Source organism: Bombilactobacillus sp. ESL1092, assembly GCF_058107465.1.
Genome location: NZ_CM176594.1, coordinates 638,852 through 663,646 on the forward strand (window position 1 = coordinate 638,852; position 24,795 = coordinate 663,646).

Sequence of the window (24,795 nt, forward strand, 5' to 3'; positions counted from 1 at the left end):
AATGATAATTAAAAAATATTTATCCATTTCATTTTTAAAACTAAGATCTTCATTTTAGTTTACTTATTAAACGGACCCATTTCGATCATCAATTGGCTCAACTCTTCAGGAGAAATATCTAAGTCATTCTTGAGCCACAGTTGCACCATGGCTAAACCTCCAGCAATTGTATAGATCTGCTGGTAAACATTCCCCGTATAGGTATTATTCTCCTGGGACAAGTTCAGTAAATCGGTATGAAACTTATCATTAATTGGATAAGTAAACATCACTTTCATTGCTTCTTTATTTTGTTGCACAAACGTCAGAATCTTTAAATACAATTGGTCCATCTGTGACTGATATTCGGCCATTGATAACTGCTTTTGTTGAAACAAATATTCTATGAAGGCATGCATGACGTGATCTTCAACTTCTAACAACACATCATACGTTGAATTGTAATGCGCATAAAACGTCGACCGATTAATCGGAACCTGATCACATAGTTGCGTCACTGTAATATCATCTAAGTCATTTTTTTGCATCAAATTAATCAGTGTGTGTTGAATCTGAGTTTTCGTCCGTTGGACGCGCCGATTCTCTTTTGCCATAATATGTCTCCTTAATTGTTATTTATTGATCATACTACGATCTATCATACAACTTATCCAACAAATAGTCTAAAAGTGTATGAAATCTTTTTTAGCTTTTCTGAAACCTCATTTTATGTTTTCATTTGATTAAAAGCTTAATTTTCATTCTAATTAAATAACTCCTGACAGCTTAAACTATCAGGAGTTATTTTCATTTTAAAGATTCAAATTAATTCAAAAGTACTTTGTCAGCTTCTACCCATTCATCAGCAGCCACCCGATAATAAGTATGGCCGTTAACGATTAATTGACGATCATAGCGCCAAGGGTTTTGGTTGGTAACTGTGCGACTATTGGACTTCACCATCAAACTGCGAGCCGGATCATAATGATAAACGGGCGCGCTGGTTTGATTAATGACTAAGGCACCCACTTTGCGATTCAGAATCATCGCTTGTGGTGTCCAAGTAACATCGTTGACAGAGACAAATTCATTTGGAGCCACTTGATAATAAGTTTGACCATTAATTGTTTGTTGATTATTCGTCAACCATTGCGTATTGTGACCTAAAGTCCGTTCGGCAATCACTTGCCCTTGAGCATTATAGACTGGCACTTGGGCTTTATTAGTTGTGACAACGCCATCTACAATTTGGTTATTGCCAGCTTGCTCTGGAGTCAAATCAACGTCACTAGCTTTGACATATTCATCAGCACCAACACGATAATAAGTTTGACCGTTAATTATACGCTTATAATCAATCTTCCAAGCAGTATTAGCACCCAACACTTGACTATCAATCTGGTTACCATCTTGATCATACAAAGCAACATAACCATTAGTAACATTAGGTTTAACCGTGACCACACCATTTTGTTTTTGCATAGTTGTCTCATCAGGCTTAGTCTGCTGGTCAACATCGGGATTAGTTGCTGGTAAAGTTGGATATGTTGGCACAAGAGTATTCTTAGCATCCGTTATTGCTTGGTTAATCGCAGCTACGCCAGCATCTTGTTGGGTTGTGACATCAGCCGGAGTCGTAGCAGCCTTAACCTTGCCAACGGCCTGATCATACGCCGCTTGAATAGCTTTTTTAGCAGCAGCTTGTTGACTAGCATCTAAACTAGCTACTTGACTGTCCGCATTTTCTTTAGCCGTTTGTAAAGCAGCTAAAGCTGAGTCTTTTGCCGTTTGTAGTGCTTGTGCAGCAGTTTGCGCAGCCGTTACTGCTTGATCAATCGCAGTTATTCCGGCTGCTTTTTGCGTATCAACACTCGCCACATCTTGTGCATTATTAACTTGGTCAACCGCATGTCCATAAGCAGCAGTAATTGCTTGTTGCGCAGCAGCGGCAGCGTCCGGATCCAAATTAGCATCAATAATCGCTTGTTGGGCAGTATCACGCTCATCTGCTAAAGCGGCTAAAGACGTATCCTTGGCAGCTTGCAATGCTTGTGCATCACTTTGTGCTTGATTAATCGCAGCCACACCCGCAGTCTTTTGCGTATTAACCCCGTCTACATCACTAGCGGCGGTAACGGCAGTGACTGCTTGATTATAAGCAGCAGCAACTTGAGCTTTCGCCGCTTGCTTTTTAGCATCAGTATCTAAACTAGGATCAGCATCAATAACATCATCAGCAGCTTGCTGAGCATTATCTAAGTCCTGTAAAGCATTATTTTTAGCAGTTTGTAAAGCTTGAGCAGCAGTTTGCGCATCGCTTAAAGCCGCTTGAATAACTTGCTTACCTGTATTCTTGGCATTAATCACGGCTGTAGCAGAATTAGCAGTTTGTACATTGCTTACAGCGTCATCATAAGCAGCTTGCGCAGCTTGAGTAGCGGCAGCTTTTTGAGCGTCATCTAGATTAGAATCAGCTGCAATTGCTGAATTCGTTTGGTCTAAGGTCTGTTGTAACTCAGCTAAAGCCGCTGTTTTATCAGCTGCTAATTCACTAGCACTCGTATTAGCGGCAATGACAGCCCCAGCAATAGCGGTCACCCCATTAGTTTGTGCTGTATCAACTGCCTTCGTCGTGGTGGCAGCCTCTACATCGGCTTGACTTTGCTTAAAGGCTTGATCAACCGCCGCCAAAGCAGCTTGCTTCTGAGCGTCAGTTAAATTAGAATTATTAATTTCATTATCTGCATTATCTTTGGCCGTTTGTAAAGCTTGTTGGGCCGAAGTCTTAGCAGCTGCTAAATCTTTAACGGCTTGTTGAGCTTGCGTATAAGCATTAATAATGGCCGTTTGGGCAGCTTGTTGCGTCTGCGGCACATCATTGACATCACTCACGGCATTAATACCACTGACACCTTGATCGTAAGCTTGTTTAACGGCTGCTCTAGCAGCTTGCTTTTGTGCAGGTGTCCAATCAGCTTGGTCAATCTTGTTATATTGATCAGCCTGTGTTTGCGCAATAGCCAATAAGGCTTGATTTTTCGCTTGTTGTAAAGCATCCGCCTTACCTTGGGCATCAGTCACTGCTTGCTCAATTTGTAATGTCGCACCGTCTTTAGCATCTGTAATATCAGACGTCGTAGTTGCGGTCTGAATGGCTTGCTTACCAGCGTCATAAGCGGCTTGGACATTAGCTTTAGCAGCAGCTTTTTGATCAGCATTTAAATTGTCATCCGCATCAATTTGATTATTAGCATCCGATTGCGCCGTATCTAACGCGGATAAGGCAGTAGCTTTCGCATTTGCTAAATCAGCGGCTGCAGTTTGTGCATCCGTGTAGGCTTGATCAATTGCACTAATGCCGGCAGATTGTGCGCTGGTAACTCCCGCAGTATCGCTAGCCGCATTAACTTGCGCTACAGCTTGATCATGGGCTTGTTTAACTGCTTGTTTCGCCGCCGCTTTTTGGTCAGCATTTAAATTAGTATCATCGTCAATAGCCGTATTCTGCTTAGTTTGTTCATCATCTAAGGATTTGATGGCGCCCGTCTTCGCTGTTGCTAAATCAGCCGCAGCCTTCTTAGCATCCGTGACTGCTTGGTCAATCGCAGTGACACCATCACCTTGAGCAGTTTGAACAGCTGTCGGCGTAGCCGCTTGATCAACATTATTAATTGCATTGTCATATTGATCGTCCACCTCAGCTTTAGCGGCTTGCTTTTGAGCTGGCGTTAAATCAGAATCATTAATTGCTTGATAAGCTTGATTTTGTGCAGTCATCAAAGCATGCTTAGCAGCACTTTTATCATCTAATAAATCAGCCGCAGCTTGTTGAGCATTAGTTAATGCTGCATTGATTTGGTCTAAGGCTGGCGTTTTAACATGGTCAACTTCAGTCGTCGATGTGGCACCGTTAATCGCGTCTACTCCATCTTGATAAGCGGTAGCGACAGCTTGATGAGCGGCAGTCTTTTGGGCATCACTTAACGAACTATTATCAATGGCTTGATCTGCTTGGTCTTTGGCTGTTGCTAATTCGGCAATTGCGTCATATTGCTTATTCTCCAAGTCTTGAGCCGCATTATTAGCATCCACAACATCTTGTTGAATTTGTTGCACCCAAGTACTTTGTGCCGTTGTCACGCCAGTAATATCACTCGCAGCATTAATGGCCGCTACCCCACTGGTGTAGTCAGCTGCGACTTGTTGATGAGCAGCTTGTTTTTGAGCCGCTGTTAAAGAACTATTATCAATATCATCGTCGGCCTTGACCTGAGCAGCTGCCAACGCTTGAATCGCATCTAAACGTGATTGTTTGAGGTTTTCAGCATCTGTATTGGCAGCAATTACGGCAGCGTTCATGGCCGTAATGCCGTCATCGCGGGCAGTATTGACATCAGCAATCGTTGTTTGATCGTCAATATTAGCTTGCGCCGCCTTATAAGCAGATGTGACTTGTTGGTGTGCCGCCGCTTTTTGCGCAGCCGTCAATTTCGTATTCCCATCAATCTGGGCATCAGCTTTTTGCTTAGCAGTCGTTAATTGCGTTTGCGCATCAGCTTGTGCTTTTTGCAAATCGTTTTGGTCAGCAGCCGTCGTCACGACATCATTGATTTGCTTAATACCAGCATTAGCAACATTTTGCACCGCACTAATCGCCGTTTGGCTAGCCAAATTATCATTAGCTTCTTTAAAGGCTGATTCAATTTGCTGAATATAATCTTGTTTTTGTGCATCCGTCAAATTAGCATGCGCATTAACCTGCTTTTCAGCGGTATCTTTAGCAGACTCTAATTGCTCCTTAGCCAAATCTTTAGCTTGCTGCAAGGCCGTCGCTGTACTATTGGCATCGGCAACCGCATTATTAATCTGCGTCACTCCATCTGCTTGCGCTTGGGCAATGCTTTGCACATTACCAGCTGCTTTGACATTAGCCACCGCTTGGTCAAAGGCAGTATTCACAGCAGTCGTAGCAGCAGTTTTTTGATCCGGTGTTAAATTCAATTGGTCTAACTTAGCTAAAGCCTGCGTCTTAGTTTCTTGTAAAACAGCAATGGCGTTGGCTTGATCATTAACCAAATTCTGGGCATCCATCGCTGCTTGTTGCATTTGGTCAATACCCGTTTGTTGTTGAGTCGTGACAGCTGCGGTGGTGGTTGCATTATCAACAGCCGTTACGGCAGCATCATGGGCTTGGTTGACTTGCTGTTCAGCCGACGTTTTTTGTGCTGGTGTGTTCCAATTTAATTGGTCAATTTTAGCTAAAGCAGCTGCTTGTTCTTGGTCTAAAGCTTGTTTGGCACTAGTTTGAGCAGTCGTTAATGCGGCTTTATTTTCTGTTTGGGCCGTGGTCAAAGCGTCTGCAATTTGCTCTTCGCCAGTTGTTTGTTCAGTGGCTATTTGAGCTGGATCAGTTTCCTTGCTAATTTGGGCAAAGGCCTGATCATAAGCAGCTTTAGCTTGATCTTGATAGGTTTTCTTTTGTGCACTTGTTAAATTAGTCAAGCCATTAATATCCGTGGTGACCGATTGTAACTTATTAGCTAACGCTTGTTGCGCATTGGTTTTAGCAGCAGCTAATTGGGCAGTGGCTAAAACTTGGTTGATGGCTTTGACGCCCGCGGACGTTTCCTGATCAGCAGCTATTTTTGTCTTAGCTGCCGTTAAATTAGCTGAAGCTTCATTATAAGCAGCTGTCAAATCTTGTTGTGCTGTTGTCAAAGCAGTTCCTGTAATGCCAGCACTCGTCAATTGGGCTTCCACATTAGCTTTCGCGTTATCTAATTGGGCTTGATCTTGTAATTTATTAATAGCTAATTCACCAGCAGTTTGCGCCGTTGTAACATCATCGTTAGTGGTAGCAGAATCAATGTTTGATTTAGCACTAGTTGCGGCATTGTCAACCGCGTTTTTGGCAGCAGTAATTTGTTCTGGTGTTAAGCTCGAATTACTTTCAATTGCCGTTTTGGCAGCCGTAGCGGCGGCATCAATCGCGGCATCGGCATTATCCTTAGCTTGTTGTAACTGGTGCGCACTGACAGCAGCCGTAGCAGCTTGCGTAATTTTGGGCAAATCAGTACTAATTACTTGATTAACCGCACTTTGTTTAGTTGCTGCCGTCAAATTGTCAGTAGCTGTTTGATACGCTTGATTAATGGCTGTTTCCGCAGCACTTAATTCTGGATCTTCAGTAATGCCAGCGTCACTTAATTGTTGCAAAGCACTAGCTTGGGCATTATCTAATTGCGCTTGCGCTTCTAGTTTGTTGATTGCTAACTTACCAGCGGTTTGCGCAGAATTAACAGCGGTTGTAGTTGTAGCAGTATTAACATTATTCTTAGCTTGATTGGCAGCAGTCGTAATTTGATTCTTAGCCGTATTACGTTGAGCTGGTGTCAGGCTCGTATCGTTATCAATTGACGTCTGAGCAGCATTAGCGGCAGCATCAATGGCCGCATTAGCTTCATCTTTAGCTTGTTGTAATTGATGATCATTCACAGCAGATGTGGCCGCAGCGGTAATTTTTGGTAAATCAGTACTAATGACATCATCAACACCAGCTTGATCATCCGCATTCGTTAAATTCGTATTTGCTGTTTGGTAAGCTTGACTAATTGCAGCTGTTGCATTATCTAAGTCTGTCCCCGTTAGCCCAGCATCATTTAATTGCTTCAAGGCGCTTGCTTGGGCGTTATCTAATTGCGCTTGCGCTTTAGCTTTACTAATTGCCAATTCACCGGCTGTTTGAGCAGTGTTAATGCCATCGGTGGTTGTAGCAGAGGCAATATTGGTTTTAGCATTGGCTGCAGCATCATCAACCGCCGTTTTAGCAGCAGTAATTTGCTCCAGTGTTAAGCTGGAATTACTTTCAATTGCCGTTTTGGCAGCACTGGCGGCGGCATCAATGGCGGCATTGGCTTCATCTTTAGCTTGTTGTAATTGGTGATCGTTCACAGCTGTTGTAGCCGCAGCGGTAATTTTTGGTAAATCGTTATTAATAACGGCATCGACACCAGCTTGATCATTAGCATTCGTTAAATGATCAGTAGCCGTTTGGTAGGCTTGACTAATGGCATTTTGTGCAGTAGTTAAGTCTGTCCCCGTTAAGCCAGCATCACTTAATTGCTTCAAGGCGCTTGCTTGGGCGTTATCTAATTGTGCTTGCGCTTTGGCTTTATTAATTGCTAATTCACCGGCTGTTTGAGCAGCGGTAATACCATCAGTAGTCGTAGCAGAGGCAATATTGTTTTTAGCTGCCGTTACAGCATCATCAACCGCCGTTTTGGCAGCAGCAATTTGCTCCGGTGTTAAGCTCGAATTACTTTCAATCGCTGTTTTGGCAGCCGTGGCAGCAGCATCAATGGCGTCATCGGCCGTATCACGACTGGTTTGTAAAGCAGCGGCCACTTCAGGATCCACATTCAATGGTGTCAAACCGTCAACAAAATCTTTATTGGCACTGAAAGTTAAAGTGTCACCGGGTTGTAATGTATCAGCGGGAATATCAAAACTAAAGTTACCAGCAGCATCAGTCTTCGCCATATATTTAGGAGTAGTATCGCGCCAATAATCGGCAGCGACAGTACCTGTCATTGGTGTCTGCGTACTACCGTGGTTCACAGTCACGTAGATATAGGTATTGCTGAGATCAGCACCAGCAGTCTTCGAACTAACATGACCTGTAACGTGTGTCTTATCAGTATCAATAGCCACATTATCCACGTCAATAAACGGACCTGCGGAAATAAACTCTAACTTCTTACCTGTCAAACTTTGATCACTTAACCAACCAACAACTTGTTGTTCAGCGTCAGAAGTTTTGCCCACAATATCACTCGTCGCACTAGCATCACTAGGTGCATTAATTGTGCCAATAGTATTGTTATTAACTTTTAAAGATAACTTATCTAATGGACCGGAAGTTTCTGTTCCGTGAACAAACTTCACATCATTTAACGTTAAGGTACTATTGTTAATCAATTTAGCATTGGCGTTATTGCTGGCATCTAAGACAAAGTCTTTCGGGTTATCAATATTGACCTTGGCTCCAGAAATATTCAATAAGGTCATGGCACCAGTACCATCAACTGCCACCTTGAAAGTTCCACCGGTATTATTGATAGAACCGTTGCTACTGATATTAACGATAGAGCCCTTAAATGTATCCATGTTCTGACCATTAATATTGAAGCTAGAGCCTTCGTCAAGGTTTAAACTACCACCAACGGATACCAAGTTTTGATAAATGGTACCATCACTATTGATGTTTACAGTGGAACCCGATTCAAGATTAATTTTAGAACCATTACCAATATTAATGGCTTGAGCTGTATCTTTAGCGTCTTCACCAGCTACGTTGATATTTAAAGTGGACCCATCTTTGGCATCAATAGTTCCTGCACCATTAATATAAATACCAGCAATATTACTATAAAAAGCTTCTGACCATTGGCCATGGCTATGAGGATTTAAGGTAACCTTAGAACCAGAATCTAAAGTAACATTGCCCCCAGCACCAATTTGAATAACTTGATCTCTGTAACTAGTACCTGTAAATGTTGCATTTGATTCAAATTCAACGGCACCAGAACCACTAATTTCAATAACTTGTTGCGGATTGTAGCCCGTGCTAGTAACCGTGCCCGACCCATCTGGTGCATCATAACTTGGAACTGACGTGGCTTGAACGTTGTTCCGAATCACCACGGTTTGCCCATTAGCGTGAATCATCTGTTTGCCGGTATAAGTAATATTGTCAAAAACAATGGTCTGACCACGATTAATACTACCATCACTATTAACAGTATTGGATTTACCTGATGGATTAATAATCCCCCAATAATTAGAACCATAGAAATCAATATTCTTAAAGGTAATTGTATTGTCACCATTACCTGTAGTAAAACGCATATCCCGCATATCCAAATAATAGCGATTAGTTCCAGCTGACTCAATTGTCACATCTCGATTAACTATCTGCATATCGGTATTACCAGTTAATGTCATATCATTGTCCAAGATAATCGTATTAACATTGGCATTAGCGGCAGCAGCAGCTAACTCTACTTGATTCGTGACATGTGCAACTGTGTCATCAAAATTACTAATTTGTGGCTTCGTTGTGGTGTCCGTTGCTGCCACTGCAGCAGGATTAACTTGTGGTTCACTATTAGTAGCTGCAGTTTCATCTGGTTGCTCATTGGTTCCTGTATTGGTTGACGTGTCCGTATTACTACTTGATTCGTCGTTAGCAGTAGTCGGGGTCGCGTCAGTAGCACTTGCTGTCGTAGTTTGAGCAGTATTGGTGTCATCTTGAGTTGGTGCTGGAGTAGTTGTTGTATTGTTTGCTTCAGCCTGATTATCGACAGTTTTAGTTTGTAAGCTATTAGCTTGTTGTACAACGGTTTGAATTTGGGCTTTCGCCGTCGTTTGGATATTAGTTAAGTCAGCACTAGTTTGTGCTTGGTCAATTTGAGTAGCAAATTGCGTACTAATCTCCTGTAACTTTTGTTGCAAGGGAGCTGTTTGCTCTGCTGCTAATTGCAAATCAGTAATTTGATTCTTGGCCGTTTGAACATTCAGTTGCAAAGCACTATTGGCCGCTACTTTACCAGCTGCTAAATCGGTTGTTTGATTCGTGGTAGACGTAGAGGTCTTTGGTGTTGCTTGGACATTTGCTTGACTGGCGGCATTAGTATCATCAACATTGTCAGCTGCGGCGTTAGTCTTATTAACGTTCAACCATAAGGTTGATGAAAATAATGTCACCCCTAAAGTCATAAGTAATTTCTTTTTCTTCATTATGAGTCCCCTCAATTCAGATTAAGTAATAATTGTCAGCTAATTGCTTTTTATTAGTTGCCAAAAATCTAAAAAATTATCGTTAAAATAAGAATATTAACTAATTTAATACTTAAATTTAACCACTTTTATATAAAAATAGCCAATTATTCGCATTATTTTTATTGATATATAACTTTATAGCAACAAAAAAGCGACAATTGTTGGAGTAATTGTCGTTTTTTAAATATTTTTAATTTAAATTAATCAGTTTTTTAGGTAGTAAATATCCACAATTTGATTAGCATCAGTAGCTACAACATCCTGCGCATCAACCTTAGACTGATTGGCTTGATAACCGTTAATTGTAGGAACAGTAACTGCAGCCCATTTGCCGGTATTCCAATCACCGTAAACTGTCTGTCCAGTATTTACATCAAGATCAACACTGCGATTGAGAACAACTACTTGGTTTTGTGTCTTGATAATGCCACTGGGATAATGAATATTGATAGTCCGTACCACCGTCTTCGTTTGCATTTGCGTTTGTTTAGCGACTGCAACTTGCAACACTTGATCTCCAGACGCATCAACTGTGACTGTTGCTTGCGGAAAATCAATAATATCATAACCAGCAGGGGCATGATAATTGATATTCAACACATCACCAAGATAACCGGTTAATTTTTGAGTACCAACTATTTGACCGGCTAAAACATATTGAATTGTGACAGTCTGTTCAGCTGGTGTGTAATAAATATCCACAGTTTGATCTGTTAAATCAGCTGTAATGTCAGTTGCTGGCACTTGTGTGATAGTTGCTTGATAACCCGCAATCTCTGGAACATCATATTCTGACCATTGCACTTTAGACCAATCACCATAAGTTGTGGTGCCATCATCATGCTTAGTAACAATCCGTTGAATCATGCCTGTTTGCGTCTGCGTTTGAATCGAACCATCTGGTTGGTGGAGATTAATAGTACGTGTTACTGCCTTAGCTTCAACATCTCTTGGAACTGGATTTTCAGTATCCCAATCATAAGTAGTAACTTGATCCCGTCCTGGCATATTCATCAATTCATGAGAGGTGTATTTTGTTCCTTGATCTGATCCACTAGTTGCTATCCAATATGGTGATTGAACAACCAAATTGGTACCTGCTACTGGTGTTCCTTGCACAGGAACATCTGGTAAATTAGTGTTACTAGATTCACCTCTATCAATATCAGAATTACTAAAAAAACGCATATTGTTTCCTAATACTAAATGAGAAAGATTATTATCCAAGCCAAACATATGCTCAAATTTATAATTGTCTAAATTATTCATTTTAAAACTACTTAAATTGAGGCTTCGTAAAGAATTGTCATCAAAAAACATTCCTATCATATTATCAACTTTATCAGTATTAAAAGTACTAAGATCCAGTTTTTTAAGACTTCTATCTTCAATAAACATATAACTCATATCAGTCACATTGGATGTATCTAAATAATTTAAGCCATTAATTTCCTGTAGATTAGTCAAATCAGCAAAAAAATACGATAAAGAGTTATTTACTAATACACCTTGATCCAAATTTATTTTAGTCAACAAATTACTATTTTGATCGTCCAATATATCATCATAAATTGTGTTATTTCCCATTTTTCCGGCATGAAAAGTTAAAGTATAGTCATTGTCCTGACGAATAAAATCCCAATTACTGGTTCCACAAGTACCACTAGTAATTAACTCACTATTTGATGGGGAATTATCTGAAATAGAATTACTGCCAGAAGTAGTTGGTACAGAAGTAGCTGGAGCAGTAGACTCCGCCTGTTCACTAGTTGAATCAATAGCTGCACTATCAGCTTGTAAAGCAGGACTGTTATTCGCATCGTTAATATCACTTGGCTGCAAACTATTATTAGCCGCACTATCTGAAAGTACATTACTATCTGAAGTATTGGCAGCCACCTCAGTGGTCGCGTCTGGCGTTGTTGCCACAGGATTTACATCAGTAGTGGAATTTGTTGGAGTATTTTGTACTGTGGTTTCTGAAGTGGCAGTTGTATCGGCATAGATTTGTTGTTGCGTCAATATTAAACCACAAACTAATCCAAAAAAGACCCCAGCTGTTGTTATTTTTTTCTTCGAGTTCATTCGTAGATTCCTCTTTGCATATTTTTTAAATTATAATTAAATATTAAGGCTATTAATTAAAAAATCAAGTATAATATTTAAAATAATGTAATATAAAAATCAAATATATTAAACACCGATGAATTAAAAATTACATTTTAAAGCATATAAAAAAGCAATTCTTCACATTAGAAGAATTGCTTTTCTTTGGTTCTAGTCACTTAAAACATTTTGTTGTTCAACCCATTCGTTAGCGGCAACGCGGTAATAAACATGACCATTAACAATTAATTGGTAATCGTAACGCCATGCATTAGTATTCGCTAAGGTTTGAGTGGTCGATTTAACCATTAAGCTTTTGGCTGCATCATAAACATAAACTGCAACATTAGAATTATTCACTGCTAATGTGCCCACTTTTTTATTAAGAACCATAGCTTGTGGTGTCCAATTAATATCAGAAGCTGCCAAGTATTCATTTGGTGCAACTTGGTAATAAGCCTGACCATTAATCATTTCTTGAGCACCATTAGTCAACCACTGAGTACCAGCAGTCAAACTACGGTTAGCAATGATTTGTCCTTCGGCATCATAGACAGGAACGGTCTTTTGTGCTAAGTCTGAGCGTACGGTCAAGACTCCATCAACTACCGTTGCTTGCTTAGCCGTATTAAAGTTCACGTCACTCGCCTTCAGATATTCGTTTGGTGCCACGTGATAGTAAAGTTCACCATTAATCATGGTACGATTATTGGTCTTCCAACTAGTCTTTGCTCCGACTACACGATCAATAGCTTGACCATTTTGATCATACAAGGTCACAAAGCCCGCATTAACGTTTGGTTTAACCGTAACTACCCCGGAAATAGCAGTGTTCGTTGGTGTCGTAGTTGGTTGTTTATCTGCATCCGAATCATCTGTGCTTGGCAACGTAATGATTGGTGGTTGATTATCTAATACCATATCCCGTAATAAAGAATTAAAGTTTTCAATACCAGCAATTCCATTCAAGGCCGCACCCGTATTCGTAGTACTATCATTCACTTCTTGTTGAGCTGCAGCATGGTTATCAGCTAACTGTTGTTTTAACTGATCCTTCTTAGCTTGAGAAATATGCAAATCATCAATTTGCTTATTAGCCGTTGCTAAAGCCTGATCTAAAGCTTGGTTGGCATCTGCTTTGGCTTGATTTACATCACTAGCAACATTTTGAACGGTCACCGCATGAATTGCTTGAATACCTTGATCACTATCGGTATGCACAGCTTCTGAAGACTGAGCTTGCTTGACTTGCAATTTGGCTTGATCAAACGCACTTTGGGCATTAGCCAGTAAAGCTTGCTTTTTATCATCGGTTACTGTCATAGCATTGATTAACTGATTAGCGTTAGTCAAAGCATTTTGTAACGCTGCAATGGCATCAGTTTGCGCTTGCGCTAAGTTGTGATTAGTATTGGCTGCTACCAAATCATTGAGCGCTTTAGAACCTGCAGTTTGCGCCGTTGTTGCGGCAGTAATTTGTGTAGCCTGATTAATTGCCGTCAGTGCTTGATCATAAGCTTGTTGAGCTTGCTGTATTAAAGCAGTCTTTTGCTTAGGTGCTAAGTTCATAGCATTAATAGCCTGATTAGCCGCATTCAACGAAGCTTGCAAATCGTGTTGAGCATTTAACTTGGCAGTTGCTAACGCATCAGCGTCAGCCTGTTGGGCGCTAGTCACAACCGCAGTCAATTGTTTTACACCGTCAGTTTGCGCTGTCGTTACAGCCGTTGGTGTTTGAGCCGCATTTACTGCTGAAATTGCAGCATCATGCGCTTGTTGAGCTTGACTCTTGAAGTCTGCTTTTTGCTTAGCCGTCAAGTTGGATAATTGATCAATGGCCGCATTAACTTGAGCTAGCTGATCAGCTAAAGCTTGTTGGGCAACAGTTTGGGCATTAGTCAATTCAAAAGCAGCAATGGCAGTATCAGCAGTTGTAGCAATTTGCTTCGTACCATCAGCTTGGGCGGCCTGCAAATCAGTTGGATTATGTGTGTCATTAACTTTGGTTTTTGCTTGCTCAACAGCAGCTTGCACTTGTTGTTTTGCAGTGGCTTTTTGCTCGGCTGTTAAGCTGGAAGCATCAATTTTAGCATTGGCCGCCGTTTGCGCATTGGTTAATTCTGTCACTACGGCTGCTTGAGCTTGGCTTAAAGCATAAGCATCAGAACCTTCTGCGGTGTCCAAAACTTTGTCAATATTCGTCTTACCTTCATCTTGGGCGCTGGTCACATCAGCAACCGTCTTTGCCGCATTAACTGCCGCTATTGCAGCATCATGCGCTTGTTGGGCTTGGTTCTCCAGGTCAGTCTTTTGTTGATCCGTTAAATTCTTGAGTTTATCGATTTGTGCATTGATATTCGATAATTCAGTATCTAATTTTTGCTGAGCAGCTGCTTGGGCATTGGCTAATTCACCCGCGGCAATGGCAGCAGCACCGGCTTGGGTAATTGCAGCCTGACCGTTATCTTGTTCTGTGGCTAGATCAGTTGGGTTAGTAGCCGCATTAACTTGAGCAGCAGCGACATCATAAGCGTCCTGAACTTTTTGTTTAGCAGCTTGCTTTTGATCATTACTTAAACTGGAAGCAGCAATCTTATTATTAGCAGCTTTTTGTGCAGCAGACAAAGCAGCTAAAACGTCAGTCTTACTATTTTGAAGTGCCATAGCATCAGAATCGTTGGCAGTATCAAATGCTTTGTCAATGTTCGTCTTACCTGTATTTTGTGCGTTTGTCACATCGCCTACATTCGTTGCCGTGTTAACTGCCGTCATCGCATCATCATGAGCCTTTTGTGCTTGCGCTTTAGCAGCAGACTTTTGATCAGCTGTTAAGTTCTGTAATTGATCAATTTTACCTTTAACTTTATCCAATTCAGAATCTAAGGCCGCTTTAGCTGCTGTTTGCGCGTTCGCTAATTCACCCGCGGCAATGGCATCAGCACCGGCTTGAGTAATCACATTTTTGCCATCAGTCTGTGCTTTGTTCATATCAGTTGGATTAGTAGCACTATTAACTTGGGCTGCTGCTGCATCATAAGCGTCCTGAACTTTTTGTTTAGCAGCCGTCTTTTGCTCATCTGTCAAACTGGAAGCAGCAATCTTATCATTAGCAGCTTTTTGTGCATCACTTAATGCAGTTAAGGCATTAGTTTGGCTTTGACCCAAGGCGCTAGCGTCATCACTCTGAGCCGTTGTTAAAGCAGCACCAATCTTAGTAACACCCGTAGTTTGTGCACTAGTAACATCAGCTACTGTGGTTGAATTATTAACCGCGTTGAGCGCAGCATCGTGGGCCTTTTGCGCTTGAGATTTAGCCACGGCTTTTTGGTCAGCTGTTAGATTCTGTAATTGATCAATTTTACCTTTAACCTTATCTAGTTCAGAATCTAAGGCCGCTTTAGCTGCTTTTTGCGCATTCGATAATTCACCCGCGGTAATGGCAGCATCTCCGGCTTGCATAATCGCATTTTTGCCATCAGTCTGTGCTTTGTTCATATCAGTTGGATTAGTAGCACTATTAACTTGGGCTGCTGCTGCATCATAAGCAACTTTAACTTTTTGCTTAGCAGCTTGCTTTTGCTCATCACTTAAGCTAGAGGCATCAATCTTATCATTAGCAGATTTTTGCGCATCATTTAATGCTGTTAAGGCAGCTGTTTTACTTTGACCTAAAGCATTTTTGTCATCAGTTTGAGCAGTCGTTAAGGCTTTGTCGATGTTTGTCTTACCTGTCTCTTGTGCACTGGTGACATCAGCTACTGTTGTCGCAGTGTTAACTGCTTTAACGGCATCATTATAAGCTTGTTGTGCTTGCGCTTTAGCAGTAGCTTTTTGCGTATCCGTTAAATTCTTAAGTTGATCAATTTCATTATTAACTTTATCTAATTCATTATCTAAAGCATCCTTAGCCGCAGACTGCGCATTCGCTAATTCACCCACAGCAATGGCATCAGCACCGGCTTGCGTAATCGCTGCCTGGCCAGTACTTTGTGCTGCTTGTAAATCTGCGGGATTTGTCGCTGACTTAACTTGTTGTGCTGCTTTATCATACGCAGCTTGCACCTGTTGTTTAGCCGCCGTCTTTTGCTCAGCCGTTAAACTGGAAGCATCAATCTTGGTATTAGCGTCGTTTTGTGCCGTCGTTAAAGCAGTTAAAACATTAGTTTGACTTTGACCCAAAGCGCTAGAATCATCACTCTTAGCTGTCTCTAAAGCAGCGTCAATCTTGGTAATCCCGGTATTTTGTGCACTGGTTACGTCAGCAATGGTTGTTTCCGCATTCACGGTCTTAATCGCATTATCATGGGCTTGCCGCGCCTGATTCTTAACAGTAGCTTTTTGCGTATCCGTTAAATTCTTAAGTTGATCAATTTCATTATTAACTTTATCTAATTCAGAATCCAAAGTATCCTTGGCTGCTGCTTGGGCATTCTCCAATTCATCAGCAGCAATAGCATTGTCACCAGCTTGCGTAATCGAAGCCGTACCAGCACTTTGGGCAGCTGCTAAATCAGTTGGATTCGTTGCTAAATTAACTTGTGCTGCAGCCGAGTTGTAAGCAGCTTGCACTTGTTGTTTGGCAACTTGTTTTTGCTCATCACTTAAGCTAGAAGACTCAATCTTGGCATTAGCAGCGTTTTGTGCCGTCGTTAAAGCAGTTAAGGCATTAGTTTGGCTTTGACCCAAAGCCTTATTGTCATCAGTTTGAGCCGTTGTTAAAGCAGCGTCAATCTTCGTAATGCCCGCAGTTTGGGCACTAGTAACATCAGCTAACGTTGTTGCCTGATTCACAGCTGTGATTGCAGTATCATACGCTGTTTGTGCTTGGGCTTTAGCAGCAGCTTTTTGGTCAGCTGTTAAGTTCTGTAATTGGTCAATTTGATCCTTGACCTGAGATAATTCAGCAGCTAATTTTTGTTGAGCTGCTGTTTGCGCGTTCACTAATTCACCCATTGCAATAGCATCAGCACCCGCTTGTGTAATCGCAGCCTGACCGTCAGTTTGTGCTTGGTCCAAATCAGTTGGGTTAGTAGCGCTATTAACTTTTTCTACCGCAGCATTATAAGCAGCTTGCACTTGTTGTTTAGCAGCTTGTTTTTGCTCATCGCTTAAGCTAGAAGCCTCAATCTTGGCATTAGCATCGTTTTGCGCAGCAGCCAAGGTATCTACAACATCACTCTTACTACTTTGAAGAGCTGCAGCATCAGAAGCACTAGCAGTATCCAAAGCTTTATCAATGTTCGTTTTACCCGCATCTCGTGCAGTTGTCACATCAGCTACCGTTGTTGCCGCACTAACCGCCGTCATTGCAGCATCACGGGCTTTTTGTGCTTGCGCTTTAGCGTCGGCTTTTTGATCAGTGGTTAAGTTCTGCAATTGATCAATTTGATCGTTAACCGTCTGTAATTCAGCATCTAAAGTGCTGTGAGCTGCAGACTTTGCATTGGCTAATTCACCAGCAATAATCGCATTATTAGCAGCCGTATTGATGTCATTAACGCCGTTGTTTTGCGCAGAAGTTAACTCAGTTGGACCGGTAGCTGCTTTAACCTTATCTATTGCTGCATTATAAGCAATTTGCACTTTTTGCTTGGCGGCTGCTTTTTGTTCATCTGTTAAAGTAGAATTATCAATTTGACTATTGGCCGCAGTTTGCGCAGTTGTTAAAGCAGCAGTGGCAGAGTTTTGACTGTTTTGAAGATCACTAGCGTCATCATTATTAGCCATATTCAGTGCTGCATTAATATTTTCAATTCCCGTCTTTTGAGCATTAGTGACATCAGCTACTGTTGTCGCCGTGTTAACTGCCGTTACAGCATTATCATGCGCCGTTTGTGCTTGGTTCTCAGCGTCGGCCTTTTGATCAGCAGTCAAGTTCTGTAATTGACCAATTTGGCTTATGACATTGGCTAAATCTGTGTCTAAAGCAGTTTTAGCAGCATCCTGAGCATTGATCAATTCACTAGCGGAAATAGCAGCAGCGCCAGCTTGTATAATCGCATTTTTACCATCAGTTTGTGCCTGGTCTAACTCGGACGGATTAGTAGCAGTATTAACTTGGGCTACGGCTGCATTATAAGCTGCTTGAACTTTTTGCTTAGCAGCAATCTTTTGTTCATCACTTAAACTAGAAGCAGCAATTTCATCATTAGCAGATTGTTGAGCAGCAACCAAAGCAGCCAAAACATCATTCTTACTATTTTGGAGTGTTGTTGCATCAGAATCATTGGCGGTCTTCAAGGCAGCATCAATATTCGTTTTGCCTGTCTCTTGGGCAGCTGTTACGTCAGCCACCGTTGTCGCCGCATTAACCGTCTCAACCGCATCATTATAGGATTTTTGTGCTTGCGCTTTGGCGTCAGCTTTTTGGTCAGCTGTTAAGTTCTGTAATTGGTCAATCTGATCCTTGACCTGAGATAATTCAGCAGCTAATTTTTCTTGAGCTGTCGCTTGCGCATTAGCTAATTCACCCGCGGCAATAGCAGCAGCACCGGATTGCGTAATCGCATTTTTACCATCGGTTTGTGCCTGGTCTAACTCGACTGGATTAGTAGCAGTATTAACTTGGGCTACGGCTGCATCATAAGCGTCCTGAACTTTTTGTTTAGCAGCCGTCTTTTGATCATCACTTAAGCTAGAAGCATCAATCTTGGCGTTGGCATCGTTTTGTGCCATAACTAAAGCATTTAAAGCGGTAGTTTGATTTTGACTCAAGACATTATTGTCATCAGTCTTGGCCGTTGTTAAGGCAGCATCAATATTGGTAATCCCCGTCTTCTGTGCACTAGTGACATCAGCTACCATTGTCGCCGTGCTAACTGCAGTTACAGCATTATCATGCGCTGTTTGTGCTTGATTCTCAACGTCGGCCTTTTGATCAGCGGTTAAGTTCTGTAATTGATCAATTTTACCTTTAACTTTATCTAATTCAGAATCCAAAGCCGTTTTAGCTGCTGTTTGCGCGTTCACTAATTCACCCGCGGTAATAGCATCAGCACCGGATTGCGTAATCGCCGTCGTGCCAGCAGTTTGTGCTGCTTGTAAATCTGCGGGATTTGTCGCTGCTTTAATTTGTTGTGCTGCTGCATCATAAGCGTCCTGGACTTTTTGCTTAGCCGCCGTCTTTTGCTCGGCCGTCAAGCTGGAAGCCTCAATTTTGGCGTTGGCATCGTTTTGTGCCGTAGCTAAGGCAGTCAAAGCCGTAGTTTGGCTTTGACCCAAGGCACTAGCATCATCACTCTTAGCTGTCTCTAAAGCAGCGTCAATTTTCGTAATGCCCGTAGTTTGTGCACCAGTGACATCAGCTACTGTTGTCGCAGTGTTAACTGCCGTTACAGCATTATCATGCGCTGTTTGTGCTTGTGTTTTAGCGGCGTCTTTTTGATCAGAGGTTAAGTTTTGTAATTGATCAATTTGATCATTGACTTGCGATAATTCAGCAGCTAATTTTTGTTGAGCTGCCGTTTGCGCGTTCACTAATTCACCCGCGGTAATAGCATCAGCACCGGATTGCGTAATCGCCGTCGTGCCAGCAGTTTGTGCTGCTTGTAAATCTGCGGGATTTGTCGCTGCTTTAATTTGTTGTGCTGCTGCATCATAAGCGTCCTGGACTTTTTGCTTAGCCGCCGTCTTTTGCTCGGCCGTCAAGCTGGAAGCCTCAATTTTGGCGTTGGCATCGTTTTGTGCCGTAGCTAAGGTAGTTAAGGCATTAGTTTGGCTTTGCCCCAAAGCCTTAGTGTCATCACTCTTAGCTGTCTCTAAAGCAGCGTCAATCTTAGTAATCCCAGTATTTTGTGCACTGGTTACGTCAGCAATGGTTGTTGCCGCCTTCACGTCCTTAATCGCAGCATCATGATCCGCTTTGGCTTGAGACTTAGCAGCCTGCTTTTGATCAGCTGAAAGATTTTGTAATTGATCAATCTGATCATTAACCTGTGATAATTCAGCGTCTAATTTTTGTTGAGCTGCTGTTTGCGCATTGGCTAATTCACCTGCCGCAATAGCATCCTCACCAGCTTGCGTAATCGAAGCTGTACCCGCACTTTGTGCCGTTGCTAAATCAGTTGGATTCGTTGCTAAATTAACTTGTGCTGCAGCCGAGTTGTAAGCAGCTTGCACTTGTTGTTTGGCAGCTTGTTTTTGCTCATCACTTAAGCTAGAAGCCTCAATCTTAGCATTAGCGTCGTTTTGCGCCGTCGTTAAAGTAGTTAAGGCATTAGTTTGGCTTTGCCCCAAAGCCTTATTGTCATCAGTTTGAGCCGTTGTTAAAGCAGCGTCAATCTTCGTAATACCCGCAGTTTGGGCACTAGTAACATCAGCTACCGTTGTGGCCTGATTCACAGCTGTGATTGCAGCATCATACGCTGTTTGTGCTTGGGCTTTAGCAGCAGCTTTTTGTGTATCCGTTAAGTTCTGCAATTGATCAATTTGATCATTTACCCGAGATAATTCAGCAGCTAATTTTTGTTGAGCTGCTGTTTGCGCGTTCACTAATTCACCTGCCGCAATAGCGTCAGCACCGGCGTTCGTAATGGCTGTCTGGCCAGCAGTTTGTGCTGCTGCTAAATCAGTCGGATTCTTAGCACCATTAACTTGTGTTACTGCTGCATCATAAGCAGCTTGCACTTGTTGTTTGGCAGCTTTTTTTTGCTCATCACTTAAGCTAGAAGCTTCAATCTTGGCATTAGCGTCATTTTGTGCCGTAGTTAAAGCAGTTAAGGCAGCAGTTTGACTTTGACTCAAAGCCTTAGTGTCATCAGTCTGAGCCGTTGTTAAAGCGGCGTCAATCTTACTAATTCCCGTTTTTTGAGCAGTTGTGACATCAGCTACCGTTGTGGACTTATTAACGGCCGTAACAGCAGCATCACGAGCTGTTTGCGCTTGGGCTTTAGCAGCAGCTTTTTGTGTATCCGTTAAGTTCTGTAATTGATCAATCTGACCATCGACTTGCGATAATTCAGCGTCCAAAGCTTTTTTAGCGCTAGCTTGCGCATTGGCTAATTCACCCGCAGTAATCGCAGTATCTGCTGCATTGGCAATAGCACTTTGACCATTCTTTTGGGCCGTTTGTACAGCAGTTGGGTCAGTCGCAGCATTGACTTGCGTCTTGGCTGAATCAAATGCTGTCTGTACCTTTTGTTTAGCGACTTTCTTTTGGGCAGCACTCAAACTTGAACCATCAATTTTGGTATTGGCTGTCGTCTGTGCTTGAGTTAAAGCTGCTAAAGCGGCTGTTTGCGCCGCATTCAAAGCATCACTATTATTAGCAGTATCTAAAACTGCATCAATATTAGTAATCCCTGTTTTTTGCGCTAGAGAAACTGAGGCGTGATCAGCAGCGGCGTTCACATTCGTTACAGCGTCATCGTGAGCTTTTTGTACTTGCGCTTTTAATGCAGTGACTTGAGTGGTTGTCAGGTTTTTCAAACCGTCAATTTGATCATTAACCGTTGCCAACTCAGTATCTAAAGCTTGAGTAGCAGCTAATTTATCGTTAGCCAACACACCAGTATTAATTGCGTCCATGGCTGCTTGATTCATCTGTGTTTGACCAGTTTTTTCAGCAGTCGTGGCTGCCTGGCTATCAGTAGCAGCATTAATTTTCTTTTCAGCAGCTGTATATAAATTATCGACTTGAGTCATGGCCGCTACTCTTTGCTCAGCTGTTAATTTCGACTTGCTCAATTGATTATGTGCTGCCGTTTGCGCAGTCTTTAACGCCGTAATGGCATCCGATTTAGCCTTCGTCAAAGCGGTAGTGTCATCATCTTGCGCCGTCTTAGCCACGGCATCAATTGCGGTCACACCAGCTGTTTGCGCATTAGTTATATCAGTTGTATTTGTAGAAGCTGTTACTTGAGCAACAGCTGTGTCATGTGCTTGTTGGGCTTGGGCTTTTAAAGTAGTTTTTTGCGTATCTGTTAAATTCTTAAAACCATTAATCTGACTATTAACTTTCGTCAATTCATCATCCAAGATCTTTTGGGCAGCAGACTTTGCGTTATCTAAAGCACCCGTTGCAATGGCGGTTTGCGCCGCCGCATTAATGGCTGTTACACCGTTAGTTTGAGCAGTGTTAATCGCATCAGCAGACGTAGCCAAATTAACATTTTTTGCTGCCGTTGTATAAGCGTCAGCAACGGCTTGTTGAGCAGTTTGTCTTTGGGCATCAGTTAAGTTAGCTTTAGCGATTTGGTCATTAGCTGCTGTTTGGGCGGCTTGCAGTGCTTGAATAGCCGTATCTTTGGTACTTTGTAAAGCAGCGGCCGCGGCGGCGGCGGCCTCTGGATCAAAGTCTAAAGGTTCAATACTATCAACAAAATCCTTATTAGCTGACAGCTCTAAATGATCACCTGGTTGTAATGTATTAGCCGGGATGGCAAAGGAGAAATTACCTTGCGCATCACTTTGCGCCACATACTTAGGTGCACTATCACGCCAATACTTATCCGATGTGTCAAGTGTCCCCGGTAATGGCGTCGTTGTGCCATTACTATGTTTCACTACCACATAAATATATGCATTGGTGTTATTGGTATGACCTGATACAACCGTCTTATCTGGATCAATCGTTGCTTGGTCAACGTCCACAAACGGTCCTGCCGACACAAATTCGATTCTAGAGCCAGTTAAATCCTTACCACTTAGATCACTCACTACTGGTTGTTCGGAGGCATAATTCTCACCGACGATATCACTCGCTGCACTGGCATCTGCAGGATCGTTAATCGTACCAACTGTATCGCTACTGATATTCATGTTTAACTTATCTAGCGGACCAGAAACTGTACCATCAGCACTAATATATTTCACATCATTTAAAGCAAATTGCCCGTCACTAATTAAATGGGCATTACTATTTGTAGTGGCATCTAAGACAAAGTCTTGGGGGTTATCAATATTCACATGGGCACCCGCAATATTTAACAGCGTCGTCGCCCCCGTACCGTCAACTTGAGCTTTAAATGTCCCACCAGTTAAGTTAATAGTACCGTTAGTGATATTCAAAATAGGGCCATTGAAGTCCTTCATATCTTGGCCGACAATTTCAAAGTCGGCTCCCTTACCGATATTTAAATTACCACCAATTTGTACCAGACCAGAGTTATTAACAATATAACTATTGGTTATAATATTTACCTTAGCTCCTGCCAAGACATTCATAATCGAACCACTCTCTAAGCGAATAGCTTGTGTCAAATCTGAGTCATCGGTTCCTGCTACTTTAATGTTCAAAACTGCATTTTTGTTTACTGTGACAGTCCCTGAGTTGGTAATTTTAATTGCACTCGGATAACCACCCTTTTCCGTACCAGAATTTCCCGAACTATGCGGTTCCAGATCAACTACTGCTCCTTCATCCAAGACAATACTTCCGGCACCAGTCATAACAAGAACATCTTCTCGAAGAGTTTTACCTGTGAAATGGGACCCCGCTTCAAATTCGATTTTCCCATTACCATTAACTTCCATAACCTGTTGAGAAACCGAGCTAGAATCTGAAGCTTGAACTAAAGTCCCACTACCATCTGGTGCCTCATAAGAAGCGACTGACGTAGAAACAACTGTTCCTTTAATGTGGATATCTTCTGCACCATTAGTATGAATCATCTGGGCCCCGGTATATGTCATATTATCAAAGGTAACGATAGCAGAACCACTAGGACTAGTTACGCCAAAGTAATTACTGCCATAAGTATCAATGTTTTGGAATGTGATATTACCACTGGTATTAATATAATTTCCTCGTAAATCTAAAAAGAACCGCTTGCCATCTTGCGATTTAATTGTCACATTGCGATTATCTTCAACTTGAATAGTACCATTTAACTTATCAGCCGCAGAAATCGTTATATCGTTTAACAAAACAATGGTTGAAATATTATCACTATTAGTTAACCGATCTCCACCCGAATTAAAAGAGTTCATCGCAACTAAGAACTGGTGTGCCGTGCTGACATAAACCGTTCCGGTGTCGTCCGGTTGTAAGGCAGGATCAGACGTTGGTCCGGCTAAATAATTTGCAATGTGCGGTTTTGTATTTGTCGTAGAATCGGACGCACTCGTCGCAGGCGTAACTGCAGTTGGATTACTAGACGTGACTGATGTATTTTGACCGGCATCCGCTGCTGGCGTTCCGGAAACATTCGCTACACTGGTTGACGTTTGATCAGTATTAGTAGTTGAAGTGGTATCCGTAGTATTAGTCGTTGCTGGTGCAGACGCAGAGTCAGTTGTGGACGTAGTAGTCACATTTGTATTTGTTGTAGATGTATTATTAGCATCTGACGTCGTATTAGTTGTGGTCAAACTCGTTGCTTGTTGCACAGTCGTTTGCACTTGAGCTTGCGCCGTAGCTTGAACTTGTGTGAGCTCAGTGGTGGTTTGGGCTTGTTCCACTTGAGCGGCAAATTGGTCATTGATTCCCTGCAGCTGTTGTAACAAGTTGGCTTTTTGCGTAGCATCAATGGTTAAATTGTTAATCTGGCTAGTTGCCGTCTGCACACTTAAATTAATTGCATTTTTGGCCGCAATTTTGCCAGCTGCTAAATCACTTGTTGTTGCAGTAGTATCAGCAGTATGCTGATTATCCGTTGTAGGCGTTACTTGATTAACGCTATCTGGCGTGGCAGTTTCATCAGCTTGCACGCTCGTTTTATTCGTAGCCAACCACAAAGTGGACGAAAATAAAGTCACACCCATAGTTGCTAAAATTCGTTTCTTATTCATTAGTACGTTCTCCCCAATTAAGCAAAAACTATTTCAAACAATTGACAAAAATAAATTACGTTAAAACTGACTTTTCATTGTTTAACGATTGGAAAATTCCATTTGTTTATCGGCAAATAAACAAAAAAATATGCGCTTTTT

4 protein-coding genes are annotated in these 24,795 nt (G+C 41.9%); all 4 read right to left on the reverse strand.

The annotated features are described in order from the left end of the window. Nucleotides 1-59: 59 nt before the first annotated feature. Nucleotides 60-593 carry a TetR-like C-terminal domain-containing protein gene (locus tag AC3B6Y_RS03060; protein WP_489756676.1) on the reverse strand — a complete coding sequence of 178 codons (534 nt, stop codon included), beginning with the start codon at nt 591-593 and terminating at the stop codon, nt 60-62. A 211-nt stretch (nt 594-804) separates the two neighbouring features. After that, a complete protein-coding gene (locus AC3B6Y_RS03065; RefSeq protein ID WP_489791346.1) occupies nt 805-9,777 on the reverse strand; it encodes a DUF1542 domain-containing protein in 8,973 nt (2,990 codons plus the stop codon). 246 nt (nt 9,778-10,023) lie between these two features. After that, nucleotides 10,024-11,904, reverse strand: coding sequence for a mucin-binding protein (locus AC3B6Y_RS03070; RefSeq protein ID WP_489791347.1), 1,881 nt, complete (start codon nt 11,902-11,904; stop codon nt 10,024-10,026). A gap of 192 nt (nt 11,905-12,096) precedes the next feature. Beyond that, nucleotides 12,097-24,654, reverse strand: a complete 12,558-nt coding sequence (locus AC3B6Y_RS03075; protein ID WP_489791349.1) for a DUF1542 domain-containing protein — start codon at nt 24,652-24,654, stop codon at nt 12,097-12,099. Between the last annotated feature and the right edge of the window lie 141 nt (nt 24,655-24,795).